The organism is Mesorhizobium sp. P160219, from assembly GCF_057786095.1.
In genome coordinates this window covers 2,259,065-2,271,763 of record NZ_JBYNWG010000001.1, presented here as the reverse complement: position 1 = coordinate 2,271,763, position 12,699 = coordinate 2,259,065, and the positions used below count along the sequence as shown (strand labels likewise).

Sequence of the window (12,699 nt, the reverse complement as noted above, 5' to 3'; positions counted from 1 at the left end):
AGGGGACGAGGAACGGGATTTCTCCCTCAAGTTACGTGCGACTATCGACGCCGGGCCTTAACAACTCCTTACCGGCCGTCCAAAAAATTTACGAATGTGTACCACTCATGAAATCTAGGTAAATTCGACCGACATATCTGGTTAACCATCCCGGCCGCGTCACTCAGCCAGCTGCGGCAGGTTCCTGAACAGCTCCAGCGCCTCTGGATTGGCCAACGCTTCCTTGTTCTTGATGGCGCGGCCATGCACCACGTCGCGCACTGCAAGCTCGGTGATCTTGCCCGATTTGGTGCGCGGAATGTCGCTGACGGCGACGATCCTTGCCGGCACGTGGCGCGGGCTGGCGCCGCTGCGGATCTTGGAACGAATGCGCTTTTCCAGATCCTCGTCCAGCGTCACGCCGGCGGCCAGCCGCACGAACAGCACGACGCGCACGTCATTGTCGAAATCCTGGCCGATGCACAGCGCCTCAAGGATTTCCGGCATCTGTTCGACCTGATTGTAGATCTCCGCCGTGCCGATGCGCACACCGCCCGGATTGAGCGTCGCGTCGGAACGGCCGTGGATGATCATGCCGCCATGCGCGGTCCATTCGGCGAAGTCGCCGTGGCACCAGACATTGTCGAAGCGCTCGAAATAGGCCGCATGGTATTTCTTGCCCTCAGGATCGTTCCAGAAGCCGATCGGCATCGACGGAAACGCCTTGGTGCAGACCAGCTCACCCTTTTGCTCGCGGATCGGCTTGCCGTCATCGTCCCATACATCGACAGCAAGGCCGAGGCCGGGACCCTGGATCTCGCCGGTCCAGACCGGTTGCGTCGGTACGCCGAGCACGAAACAGGAGACGATGTCGGTGCCGCCGGAAACCGAGGCCAGATGCACGTCCTTCTTGATGCCGTCAAAGACGAAGCGGAAATCCTCCGGCGACAACGGTGAGCCGGTCGAGGAAATCGCCCGCACACTCGACAGATCATGGCTGCGGATAGGCTTGAGCCCGGCCTTGCGTACGGAATCGATGAATTTGGCCGAGGTGCCGAAAAAGGTCATCTTCTCGGCATCGGCGAAGCTGAACAGCACATTGCCGTCGGGGTGGAAGGGTGAGCCGTCATAGAGCAGCAGCGTGGCGCCCGAGGCCAGGCCCGACACCAGCCAGTTCCACATCATCCAGCCGCAGGTGGTGAAGTAGAAGAAGCGGTCGCCTTCGACGAGCCCGGCATGCAGCCGGTGTTCCTTGACGTGCTGGACCAGCGTGCCGCCGGCCGAATGGACGATGCATTTGGGAATGCCGGTGGTACCTGACGAGAACAGGATGTAGAGCGGATGCGCGAACGGCAGCCGCTCGAACGTGACCGCTTTGGCGGTAAAGGGTGACAGCGCCTCTTCGAGCGCCACGGCCTTGTCGATGATCGCTGCGATATCGCGCGAGGTACCGAGATAGTCGACGATCAGGACCTTGCGGACGGTTTCGAGCTTCGCCGCAACGGCAGCGATCTTGTCGGCTACCTCGATTGCCTTGCCATTGTACCAATAGCCGTCCGGCGCAATGAATATGACCGGCTCGATCTGGCCGAAACGGTCGAGCACGCCCTGCTCGCCGAAATCGGGGGAACAGGACGACCAGACCGCGCCGATGGAGGCGGCCGCCAGCATGGCGGCGACGGTTTCCGGCATGTTGGGCATCATCGCCGCGATGCGGTCGCCCTTTTTCACCTTGAGCGACAGGAAAAGCTGCTGAAAGCGCGAGGTCAGTTGGTGCAGTTCGCTCCACGACAGCCGCCGCTCGATCTTGTCCTCGCCGCGAAAGACGATCGCGTCACCGGAACCGGTCTTCTTCAGCAGGTTCTCGGCGAAGTTCAGTGTCGCATCGGGAAAGAACGATGCGCCGGGCATCTTGTCGCCATCGACGAGCACCGTCCCATCGGTCCCTTTGTCGCCGACAATGCCGCAAAAGTCCCACAGCAGGCTCCAGAAGCCTTCGCGATCCTCGACCGACCAGCGGTGCAGTTCGGCGTAGGAAGCGAAGGATGTGCCGCTTTTGGCCGCTGCTGCCTTCATGAACGCGGTCAGTGGTGCTGCGTCGATCTGGTCTTGCGTCGGGGTCCAGAGCGGTGCTTCGGCAGCCATGATCGATCCTCCTTGAAGCCCGTCGCGTCGCAAGATAGATATGCTTTTGTTTTGATGCACGTCGTTGTCCCGGAACCGCTGCACTCTTCCGGGCGACATGCACTAGCCTCAGCTTTACAGGCGTCGCTGCCCCAAAAACGCCGCGCCTCGTAGCAGGCTGAAGCTGCATCGCTTATGCCTACCACCGTGCGGCAGAGCAAGATTTTGTTCCGCTAAACTCGGCCATATGTGCGCAATTGCCATCGCCGGGCCATAAAGACTTGAAATGCCTCAGCCCTAAGTCGTAGTGACGGCTGGAAGGCGTGGTGACGACTGGCGGTTACACCCGTCAGGCGTTATCGGAATGAAAGCAACCGGGGCAATATGCCATCACCTTTGATCCGGCGCGGAATATGGGCGATCGGCGTTGCCGTGCTCGTCATCGCGCTGGTCGTCGCCGCTCTGCCGCTGTTTGCCTCGACCCGGATCGTGCGCGATCGCATCGCCTGGGAAATGAGCGCGTGGAGCGGTTTCAGGGTCACCATCGCCGGTTCGCCGCGCATCGAGGTGTGGCCGAAGTTCCGCGCCATACTGAGCGACGTCACGCTGTCGCAGTGGACCGAGACCGACGCGCCGCCGGTGATCGAGGCCGAACGGGTCGAGGTCGACCTTTCGGCCATGGCGGCGCTGCAGGGCGATGTGGTGTTTTCGACGGCGCGGCTGGTGCGGCCGACGATCCGGGTCCAGCGCGCCGCAAACGGCATATTCCTGCCCGCCATACCAACGGGCGGACGCATCACCCGCTCCATTGACACGGCGCGCGGCGTGGTCAACGCCGATCCGACGAAGCCGGATCTGAGCAAGCTGCCCGCCGATCCGTTCGGCACCGTGGAATTCAGGGACGGCCGCATGGTCGCCTCCGTCGGCGGCAAGGACGTCGAATTGCTGACCAGCCTGTCCGGCCAGGCGAGCTGGGCAGCGATGAACAGCAACGCGACCTTGTCGGCGACCGGAATCTGGCGCGGCGAGAGCGTCACCGTTGATGCCGCCTCGCCCAAGCCGCTGGTGCTGTTTGCCGGCGGCGCCGCACCGGTCACGTTTTCGTTCAAGGCAGCGCCGGCCAGCTTCTCGTTCGACGGCACGGCCAGCATGTCGCAAAACGCCTATTTCGATGGCCAGGCGAAATTCGCCGCGCCCTCGCTGCGGCGCGTGCTGGAATGGTCGCAGGCCGGCATTGCTCCTGGTACGGCGATCGGTTCGGTCTCGATTTCGAGCAAGATCACGGCGACCGCCGGCCGCGTCAAATTCGAAAACACCGCGGTGACGCTCGACAACAACCCGGGAATGGGGGCGCTGGATTTTTCGTTCGGCGACGCCTTGCCGGTGATATCAGGCACACTCGCCTTCGACACGCTCGACCTCAGGTCGCTGTTTTCGGCCTTCACGCCGCTGGGGCCGACCGGCGAGACCGGTCCCGGCGAAATCGACACCAGCTTCGCCGACCGGATCAATCTCGATCTGAGGCTGTCAGCGGCGCATGCCTCGGCCGGCGCAATCCAGCTTGCCGACGTCGCCGCCACGGCGCAGGTGAAGAACGGGCTTGCCGTCTTCGATATCTCCGATGCGTCGGCCTTTGGCGGCAACGTGCAAAGCAGCCTGCGTTTCGACCGTAAACCGGAGGGCTCGCAGGTCGAGATCCGGCTGCTCGCCTCCGACATTGACGGCGCCGCTTTCGGCACCGCGGCCGGAATGACGCGGCTGGTGCCGGCCAGCACCGGCACTGTCTCGGTCATTCTCAAAGGGCCGGGCAAATCCTGGGACTCGATCTTCGAGAACGCCGACGGCTCGGTCTCTGCGACGTTCGGGCCGGGCGCGCTGAGCGGGCTCAATTTGCCGGCATTTCTGAAGCACACGGAACAGGGCGGCTTCTTCGCGCTCGACGACGTCTCGGACGGGACACTGCCGATGGACGGCGCCGAGCTCAAGGCCACCATCTCGAAGGGTGTGGCAAGGCTGGACAAGGCCGAGGCCAATTCGGCGAAATACAAGGTCTGGCTGTCCGGCATCGCCTCTTACGGCGGACGCGGGCTGGCGCTTTCGGGGGGTGTCACCCAGGCCGACCCGGCAGCGGCACCGGTCAATGGCCAGCAGGGATCCAACCAGTCGTCATTCTTCGTCGGCGGCACCTGGAGCACGCCGTTCATCTCGCCGATCAGCCGCGGCGTCTCAGGCGAATAGGCGGACCCTTACCGGGACCGCCCTATCCCTCGTTTGACGCAATCAACCGCGCTGCGCGGCCTGTTCGTCGAGCTGGCGTTGCACCTCACGCCGCTTGTTGGCGACCGAAGCGATGATGACGCCTACCGCCACGACGGCGATCAGGATGGTGCAGGCGGCGTTGATTTCCGGCGTCACGCCGAGACGCACCTGGCTGTAGATCTTCATCGGCAGCGTGGTGGCGCCAGGCCCGGAGGTGAAGGAGGCGATGACCAGGTCGTCAAGCGACAGGGTGAAGGCCAGCATCCAGCCGGAGACGATGGCCGGCATGATGACCGGCAGCGTGATCTGAAAGAAGGTCTTTACCGGCGTTGCGCCGAGGTCCAAGGCAGCTTCTTCCAGCGAACGATCGAACGACACCAGGCGCGACTGCACGACGACAGCCACGAAGCACATGGTCAAGGTGATGTGAGCAAGCGTCACGGTCAGGAAGCCACGGTCGAGACCGACGGCAACGAACAGCAGCAACAGCGACAGGCCGGTGATGACTTCCGGCATGACCAGCGGCGCAAACACCATGCCGGAAAACAGGATGCGGCCGCGGAAGCGGGTGTAGCGGGTCAAGGTCAGTGCTGCCAGCGTGCCGAGCACGGTTGCCACAGTGGCGGAGATGACACCCACACGCGCGGTCACCCAGGTGGCGTCCATCAGCCCCTGATTGTGGAACAGCGAGGCATACCATTTGGTCGAGAAGCCGCCCCAGACGGTGACCAGCTTCGACTCGTTGAAGGAGAAGATGACGAGCAGCACGATGGGCAGATAGAGGAAGGCAAAGCCCAGCACGACCGAGGTGACGTTGAAGCGGCTCCAGCTGGTGTTCATTTGTCTTGCTCCTGGGCGCGCGCCTGGGCTCGCTGGAATAGCATGATCGGCACGATCAGCAGCAATAGCAGGATCACCGCCACCGCCGATGATACTGGCCAGTCGCGGTTGCTGTTGAATTCGTTCCAGAGCGTCTTGCCGATCATCAGCGTCTGCGATCCGCCGAGCAGGTCGGGAATGACGAACTCGCCGACCGCGGGAATGAACACCAACAGGCAGCCGGCAATGACACCGGGCAGCGACAGCGGGAAGGTGATTTTCCAGAAGGCTGATGTCGGCGGGCAGCCGAGATCCTTGGCCGCCTCGATCAGCGAATAATCCATTTTTTCCAGCGAGGAATAGAGCGGCAGCACCATGAATGGCAGGTAGGAATAGACGATGCCGATGAAGATCGCATAGTAGGTGTTGAGAATGATCAAGCGTTCGTCGATGATGCCGGTGGCGAGCAGCAGCTGGTTGAGCAGGCCTTCAGGTTTGAGGATGCCAATCCAGGCGTAGACGCGGATCAGGAACGACGTCCAGAACGGCAGGATCACCAGCATCATCAAGGTCGGGCGGATCGTTGCCGGCGCACGCGCCATGCCATAGGCGATCGGGTAGCCGACGAGCAGCGTAAGGACCGTCGATATCGCGGCGATGATGACGCTGGTCACATAGGCTTTGAAGTAAAGCGCGTCCTGCGCCAGCAAGGTATAATTGTCGAAGTTGAGTTCGCGGAAGCCGGCGAAGAAACCGGACATGCCGTCCCTGAAATCGAGCACGGGCGTGTAGGGAGGCATGGCGATCGCCGTCTGCGACAGCGAGATCTTGAAAACGATGATGAACGGGATGAGGAAGAAGAACAGCAGCCAGAGATAGGGCACGATGATGACGAGCCGGCTGACGAAGCCGGCGCCGAGCCGTGTCAGAAACGGTTTGGCCGCTGTCGATGGGCCGGTGCCGGTGATGGCGATGTTGGACATGCCCGCCCCCTACCGCGTCAGCACGACGCCGGCATCCGGCCGGAAGGAGACCCAGGCGCGGTCGTTCCAGGTCAGCGGGTCCTCGGTGACTCGCGCCGCGTTGAGCGCGCTTGCCCTGATGATCTGCCCGTCATCCAGCCGGATGTGGTAGACGGTCATGTCGCCGAGATAGGCAACGTCGTAGACCTCGCCCTCAAGCGCATTGACTGCGTCGGCCGGTTTCTTCGACGACACCTTGATCTTCTCCGGCCTGATGGCGAAGACGATGTCGGAACCGGCCTTTGTATCGGTGCTGTTTTCGACGACGATCTGGGCCCCTGTCGCGCCGGTAATGCGCGTGGTGTTTGCCGCACGCTCGGCGACCTTGCCTTCGAACATGTTCACATTGCCGACGAAGTGGGCAACGAAGCGTGAGCTCGGCGCCTCATAGACTTCCGCCGGCGTCGCCACCTGCATCACCTCGCCCTTGTCGATGATGGCGATGCGGTCGGCCATGGTCATCGCCTCTTCCTGGTCGTGGGTGACGACGACGAAGGTAAGGCCGAGATTTTGCTGCAGGTCCATCAGCTCGAACTGCGTTTCCTCGCGCAGCTTCTTGTCGAGCGCGCCGAGCGGCTCATCGAGCAGCAAGACTTTTGGCCGCTTGGCAACCGAGCGGGCGAGCGCGACGCGCTGGCGCTGGCCGCCCGACAATTGGTGCGGCTTGCGCTTGGCGAACTGCTCTAGCTTCACCAGCTTCAGCATCTCGGCGACGCGCTTTTCGATATCCGGTCCCGGCATGCCTTCCTGCTTGAGGCCGAAGGCAATGTTCTTTTCCACGCTCATATGCGGGAACAGCGCATAGGACTGGAACATCATGTTGACCGGGCGGCGGTAGGGCGGGATGCCGCGCAAGTCCTGGCCGTCGAGAAGGATACGGCCGGCGGTGGGCTCCTCGAAGCCGGCAAGCATCCGCAGCAACGTCGACTTTCCGCAGCCCGACGCGCCGAGCAGGGCGAAGAACTCGCGCTCGAAAATGGTCAGCGACAGATTGTTGACGGCGGTGAAGTCACCGAACTTCTTGGTGACGTTCTCGAATTGGATATATGGCTTGGCGTTCGGGTCGTTCCATGGCGCGAAATCCCTGCGGATGCTGCCAAGCGATTTCATGTCCCACTCCGTCCTATTTTTTGCTTCTTGCCCCAGAGAAGAATGGTCCCGGCAGGTGGCTGCCGGGACCATGTCGCATTGCTTACTGGCCGGTGACGATCTTGGTCCAGCTGCGCGTGATCAGGCGCTGGGTCTTGGGATCGTAGGGCTGGACCGTATAGAGTTTCTTCAGGGTCTCGGCGTCCGGATAGACAGCCGGGTCATCCAACAGTGCCTTGTCGACGAACTGCTGCGAAGCCTTGTTGCCGTTGGCGTACAGCACATAGTTGGACGACTTGGCGATCACTTCCGGCTTCATCATGTAGTTGAGAAATTCGAGTGCCTCGGCGGCATGCGGCGCATCGGCGGGAATCGCCATCTGGTCGAACCACATCTGGGCGCCTTCCTTGGGCACGGAATAGCCGATCTCGACGCCTTGCTTGGCCTCGACCGCGCGGTTGCGCGCCTGGAAGACGTCACCCGACCAGCCGACCGCCAGGCAAATATCGCCGTTGGCGAGCGCGTTGATGTATTCGGACGAATGGAATTTGCGGATATACGGCCGCACCTTCAGCAACGTCTCCTCGGCCTTGGCGATGTCGTCAGGTGAGGTGCTGTTCGGATCGAGGCCGAGATATTTGAGCGCCGCCGGGATGATGTCGGCCGGCGAGTCCAGCACATAGACGCCGCAGTCCTTCAGCTTGGCCAGGCTGTCGGGATTGAAGAAAACATCCCAGCTGTCGATCTTGTCGGTGCCGAGTGCAGCCTGCACCTTCTTGATGTTGTAGCCGATGCCGACCGTGCCCCACATGTAGTTGATCGAGTATTCATTGCCCGGATCGTATTTGGCGGTGCGCTCCGAAACCGTGTCCCACATGTTGGAAATGTTGGGCAGCTTCGACTTGTCGAGCTTCTGGAACACGCCGGCCTGGATCTGGCGGGCCAGGAAGTTGCCGCTGGGCACGACGACGTCATAGCCGCTGCCGCCGGCAAGCAGCTTGGTCTCGAGGATTTCATTGGAATCGAAGGTGTCGTAGACGACCTTGATGCCGGTCTCCTTGGTGAAGTCGTCAATGATCGAACTGTCGATGTAATCCGACCAGTTGAAGACGTTGACGACGCGATCCTCGGCATGGCCGCCAACGGCGAAAAGCGTCAGAAATGCCGAGGTTGCCGAAAGCCAGAGCGCTTTGCGGATCATGCTGTTCTCCTTTGATGAGTGTTCCTTCGCCAAGTCGTCGCTGTTCGAGCGCGATTGGGCATTTGCTTCAGAGTATTGAGCTTTCCGGGCAGCCACAAGCATGAACTGCCAGCGCCGTCCGGGCGGTTCGACGAGCGGCAGATGATGGCTCTGTGTGCCCGCATGGCGGGCGCGCTGACGCCGTCAGAGGCTTTCGCCGCGGCGCTGGCAGGGATACGACGCTGTGGTCCGGTCTTGGTCCGACCGGCGGGGACACTTGGCAAGATAAGCCTGTCTTGTTGTTGCCGTGCCCCAGCCTGCCCGTGCCGCAGTAAGGTTGTCAATGGCCCGCGCGGGGAAGCTCGGTCAATAGGGCGTGCGGCTTCGCTAATTGGGGAAAGACGGGCGTTATTAGGGAAGACGGGCTCAACCAAGGGAAAGGCGGGTCAATTAGGGGATGGCAGGCCAGTGGTCCCCGGCCGTGCAGGCCTCGCCTGGCGCTTGAATTCAAGCGCGATATGGACGAGCAGCGCGGCGACCACCACCGCGCCGCCGATGATGGTGCGCACCGAGGGCACCTCGCCATGAACGAGCCAGACCCAGATCGGTCCGAGGATCGGCTCGAACGTGCCGAGGAGTGCTGCGATCGCCGCCGGAACCAGCCTCGCGCCGGTGGCGAAGAAGGCAAGGCCCAGGCCGAGATTGATAACGCCGAAGGCAAACAGGAAAGCCATGTCGTGGGTCGACGTGGCAAACTGCGTGGCTTGCGATGCGGCGAAAGCCGCTGCCAGCATCGTGCCGAGGCACGTCGCCGGCGTCATGCGCACATGGGCGAAGCGCCGGGTGATGACGGTGGCAATCGAGAACATGACGGCGATCAGCAGCGACAGCCCGTCGCCGATGGGCGATACGGCGCCGTCGAGCGATTCCGACACCATGATGGCGACGCCGGCGATGACGGCGGCGATCGCCACCCAGGTCGCGACGGCGACGCGTTCGCGAAACAGCACCCAGGCAAGCAATGCCGCCAGCAGCGGCACACCGGCCTGCATCAACAGGATATTGGCAACGGTGGTGTAGGCGAGCGCGACAACGAAGCACGTCGATGCCGTGGCGAAACAGACGGCCACGGCAAGGCCGGGCAGGCCCATGTCGCGAAACAGCCGCAACATGCCGCGCCAGCCGTCGCGCCAGGCCATGAAGCAAATCAGGAACAAAGCCGCCCACAGCGAGCGCCAGAACACCACCGTCCAACTGTCAGCGGTGTCGATGAAGCGGGCGATGGTGCCGCCAAAGCTCCACATCAGCGCCGACAGGAACACCAGCAGCAAGCCGACCCGCTCTTCGCGCGGCGAGACGATCGGCGGTGCGGCGATTGGAGAAGATGCGGTATCGGTCATGAGGTGCGACTGTCGGCTATCTCGGGGCGGCATGATGCACAATGGACGACAGAAACGTGCCGTATTCGCCTAGCGCATAGGCTACCCCCGGACGTGATCCAGCCCGGCATTCCCTTTGGCGCACCGCCAACCGGCAGCCATACGGGCAAACACCGCCGTTTCTAGGACATGCCCTTGTTGCCGCGGATAAAGCGCCAAAGACCGGCCAACGGTACCAGCAGCAGAATGCCGAACTTTTTCAGGGCGATGAGCGCGACCGCAATCAGGCCGGCCTTTGCCGCGAGTTTTCCGGCGATGAGGCCGCCAATGCCAACCGCGGCGACCGTGTCGGTGCCTGGCAGAAAATCGGTGTATTTCTTGCCGGTGTTGAAGTCCGCCACGCCCAGCACTTCGTCCAGGCTCTGCTTGATCTCCGGCAATTGTTCGACCGTAGCGATGTAGCTCATCACGAAGACGCCTTCCCGGCCGAGGAAACGGACGTCGTAATTGAGCGTGTGGACGGTATCGTCTCCGAACTGCAGCTCCTTGGCCCAGTGCAGCCGCTTGTGGACGAAATCATAGACCGGCGGCGAGGCCCAGCCGATCAGCTTGATCGGGGGAAAGCCGCCCTTCACCCGCTGATCGTTGGCCGACAATGTGTCCGCCTGCATGCTGCTCAGCAATTCGGTGTAGTCGATGGATGCGGCGTCGGCGTCATCGACATGGCCGATCTTTTCATAGCGCAATTCGATGCCCCAACCGTTGCCGGCGATGGGCTCGTACTTGGCCGGGAAGATCATGCCGATTGCTTCGGACGCGGTATCAGGCGGATTGCCCCAGGCCTCGGTCAGGACGGACGTCGCGTCCTTCTTGCCCAGAAAATAGAACTTGTCCTTGAGATCGAGATGGATGCCTTCGGGAAGGTCGACCGCGCCGGTCTTTGGATCGATTTTGTCCAGGAATGCCTTGCCGTCGTCACTATACTGTTGATAGTCCTTGAAGAATTCCGAGGATTTTTCTGCCAGAACAGGCCCCGCCAAAAGGGCAAGCGCCACGCCAAGCCACAAAGCTTTCCTGTTCATAAGCCGTCCCCCCTTGGCTGCCCTGCAGCTCACTTTCGATAGCGCAGCGCCGATGCTTAATCAATATTTGGTTCGGCGATGGTTCGGGCCGCGCTGTATTGCTTAGCGCAAACAGCTGCAGTCTTCCGCGACCTCCAGCCCGAGAAGCATCACTGGAAATCGAAGGCGCTCAGGCCCGTCACCATCTCGTCGAGGCCCAGCGGACGGGTCACCGGCGGCTCGGCGCGGGCGAGGCAGCCGATGCGTTCGCACAGCCGGCAAGCGGGACCGACCGGCGTGGCGGCGCCCTGTCCGGCCTTTGCCGGCAGCCCGGCGCCATAGACGATCTCGTCGCGAAAGCCGATATCGCAGCCCAACAGCAGCGCAGTGCGGCGCGGACGCTCGGAGAACGAACCCTGCGGTCCCTCGAGCGTGCGTGCGATGCAGAGGAACTCGGCGCCGTCGGGCATTTCAACCGCCTCGACCAGGATTTGGCCAGGCGAAGCGAAAGCGGCATGGACCGGCAGTTTCGGGCAGCCGCCGCCAAAGCGGCTTTGCGGAAAGCCCTGGCCGCCGGCCTTGCGGAAGCGGTTGCCGGCATTGTCGACCTCGAGCATGAAGAACGGGACCCCGGACAAGCCAGGACGCTGCAGCATGGTCAGGCGGTTCGCCGCCTGTTCGAAGGAGACGCCGAAACGCGAGCGCAGCACATCGATGTCGTAACGAGCCCGCACGGCGGCGGCATGAAATGCCTGATAGGGCATCATCAAGGCATTGGCGGCGTAGCGGCCGAACTCGAAGCGGGCGAGCCGGCGGGCTTCGTCCGTACCGAGCTTCAGCGCCTGAATTTCGCCCGCGACAGCGACCGTCATGCGGATCAGGCAGGCCTCCATGGCGACTTCGCGCAACTGGTCGAACGGCGACAGCCGCTCCGATAGAAAAAGACGCTGCGAATGACGGTCATAACGGCGGCGCCAGTTCGGCATGGTGGCGACCGGCAGCACCTTGACGACGATGCCATACTCGCGCTTCAGCCACGCCTTCAGCGCGCCGAACAGATCGTCGCCGGGGTCGAGCACCGAGGTGAAGGCCTCGGCCTCCTCCTCGAGTGCTGCAAAATGGTTCGGCCGGCGCTCGAAAATCTCGTGCACTTCGTCGATCGGCAGCCGCGCACCGGACAGCGCCGTGGCGCGGCCCTCGCGCGCCAGAAGCTCGTTGAGATCGGACAGCCGCTCGGCCTGCTCGCGGTAAGCGCGAAACAGTTTTATCATCGCAGCCGATGCGTTGGGGGCTGCCTCGGCCAGTTCGATCAGTTCCTGGTCGCCCGGCAGCTCACCGGCAAGCAGCGGGTCGCCGAACACTTCCTTCAAGGCCGAGATCGACCCTCTCGCCTCACCCTGCAATTCATGCGGGTCGACCTTGTAGACAGAGGCCAGCTTCAGGATCAGCTGCACCGTCAGCGGGCGCTGGTTGCGCTCGATCAGATTGAGATAGGACGGCGAGATGCCGAGCCCCTCGGCCATCGCCGTCTGGGTCAGGCCTTTGGCGATGCGGATGCGGCGGATGCGCGGCCCGGCGAATATCTTCTGGTCGGCCATCGGCTTTCCTTGACAGGAATTTACACGACTTGCGAGCGATGAACGGCGCACCATCTTTTTACAATCATGACAGATTTACAGCGGCAAGCAGTCAAACACAACACAGGTTTTCTCTTATTTTCTACCGGAAATGGCGGTTTTCCTCGCTCTCGTCGCGGCGCAATGTAAATGATGTCACACACAGACGAC

At 62.3% G+C, this 12,699-nt stretch carries 9 protein-coding genes; 1 reads left to right on the top strand and 8 read right to left on the bottom strand.

Annotation, left to right across the window (positions count from 1 at the left end; all coding sequences use genetic code 11):
- Nucleotides 1-159: 159 nt before the first annotated feature.
- Nucleotides 160-2,124 (bottom strand): acetoacetate--CoA ligase, encoded by a 1,965-nt coding sequence (locus AC3EMP_RS10950; protein ID WP_023834053.1) that lies wholly within the window; start codon nucleotides 2,122-2,124, stop codon nucleotides 160-162.
- 363 nt (nucleotides 2,125-2,487) lie between these two features.
- On the opposite strand from AC3EMP_RS10950, the gene AC3EMP_RS10945 reads away from it, so the two are divergent.
- Nucleotides 2,488-4,341 (top strand): AsmA family protein, encoded by a 1,854-nt coding sequence (locus AC3EMP_RS10945; RefSeq protein ID WP_352712769.1) that lies wholly within the window; start codon nucleotides 2,488-2,490, stop codon nucleotides 4,339-4,341.
- Between the two features lie 42 nt (nucleotides 4,342-4,383).
- Here the strand turns inward: AC3EMP_RS10945 and AC3EMP_RS10940 are convergent, their stop codons facing one another.
- The 7 genes from AC3EMP_RS10940 to AC3EMP_RS10910 form a co-directional block, all read right to left on the bottom strand.
- Nucleotides 4,384-5,202, bottom strand: a complete 819-nt coding sequence (locus AC3EMP_RS10940; RefSeq protein WP_352712771.1) for an ABC transporter permease — start codon at nucleotides 5,200-5,202, stop codon at nucleotides 4,384-4,386.
- Entirely contained in the window at nucleotides 5,199-6,164 is a 966-nt protein-coding gene (locus tag AC3EMP_RS10935) for an ABC transporter permease subunit (RefSeq protein ID WP_352513151.1), read from the bottom strand. Before AC3EMP_RS10935 ends, AC3EMP_RS10940 begins: the two co-directional genes overlap by 4 nt.
- 9 nt (nucleotides 6,165-6,173) lie before the next feature.
- Nucleotides 6,174-7,313 (bottom strand): ABC transporter ATP-binding protein, encoded by a 1,140-nt coding sequence (locus AC3EMP_RS10930; RefSeq protein WP_023697298.1) that lies wholly within the window; start codon nucleotides 7,311-7,313, stop codon nucleotides 6,174-6,176.
- 82 nt (nucleotides 7,314-7,395) lie between these two features.
- Nucleotides 7,396-8,493 carry a polyamine ABC transporter substrate-binding protein gene (locus AC3EMP_RS10925; protein ID WP_023669323.1) on the bottom strand — a complete coding sequence of 366 codons (1,098 nt, stop codon included), beginning with the start codon at nucleotides 8,491-8,493 and terminating at the stop codon, nucleotides 7,396-7,398.
- A 425-nt stretch (nucleotides 8,494-8,918) separates the two neighbouring features.
- Nucleotides 8,919-9,872, bottom strand: a complete 954-nt coding sequence (locus AC3EMP_RS10920; protein ID WP_023681873.1) for a DMT family transporter — start codon at nucleotides 9,870-9,872, stop codon at nucleotides 8,919-8,921.
- 161 nt (nucleotides 9,873-10,033) lie between these two features.
- A complete protein-coding gene (locus AC3EMP_RS10915) occupies nucleotides 10,034-10,933 on the bottom strand; it encodes a DUF2167 domain-containing protein (RefSeq protein WP_031199417.1) in 900 nt (299 codons plus the stop codon).
- A gap of 149 nt (nucleotides 10,934-11,082) precedes the next feature.
- A complete protein-coding gene (locus AC3EMP_RS10910) occupies nucleotides 11,083-12,510 on the bottom strand; it encodes a helix-turn-helix domain-containing protein (RefSeq protein ID WP_352712774.1) in 1,428 nt (475 codons plus the stop codon).
- Nucleotides 12,511-12,699: the final 189 nt, after the last annotated feature.

Excerpts from the sequence above, each read along its gene's own strand:
- AC3EMP_RS10950 (WP_023834053.1), bottom strand. The coding sequence starts at position 2,124 with ATGGCTGCCGAAGCACCGCTCTGGACCCCGACGCAAGACCAGATCGAC.
- AC3EMP_RS10945 (WP_352712769.1), top strand. The coding sequence starts at position 2,488 with ATGCCATCACCTTTGATCCGGCGCGGAATATGGGCGATCGGCGTTGCC.
- AC3EMP_RS10940 (WP_352712771.1), bottom strand. The coding sequence starts at position 5,202 with ATGAACACCAGCTGGAGCCGCTTCAACGTCACCTCGGTCGTGCTGGGC.
- AC3EMP_RS10935 (WP_352513151.1), bottom strand. The coding sequence starts at position 6,164 with ATGTCCAACATCGCCATCACCGGCACCGGCCCATCGACAGCGGCCAAA.
- AC3EMP_RS10930 (WP_023697298.1), bottom strand. The coding sequence starts at position 7,313 with ATGAAATCGCTTGGCAGCATCCGCAGGGATTTCGCGCCATGGAACGAC.
- AC3EMP_RS10925 (WP_023669323.1), bottom strand. The coding sequence starts at position 8,493 with ATGATCCGCAAAGCGCTCTGGCTTTCGGCAACCTCGGCATTTCTGACG.
- AC3EMP_RS10920 (WP_023681873.1), bottom strand. The coding sequence starts at position 9,872 with ATGACCGATACCGCATCTTCTCCAATCGCCGCACCGCCGATCGTCTCG.
- AC3EMP_RS10915 (WP_031199417.1), bottom strand. The coding sequence starts at position 10,933 with ATGAACAGGAAAGCTTTGTGGCTTGGCGTGGCGCTTGCCCTTTTGGCG.
- AC3EMP_RS10910 (WP_352712774.1), bottom strand. The coding sequence starts at position 12,510 with ATGGCCGACCAGAAGATATTCGCCGGGCCGCGCATCCGCCGCATCCGC.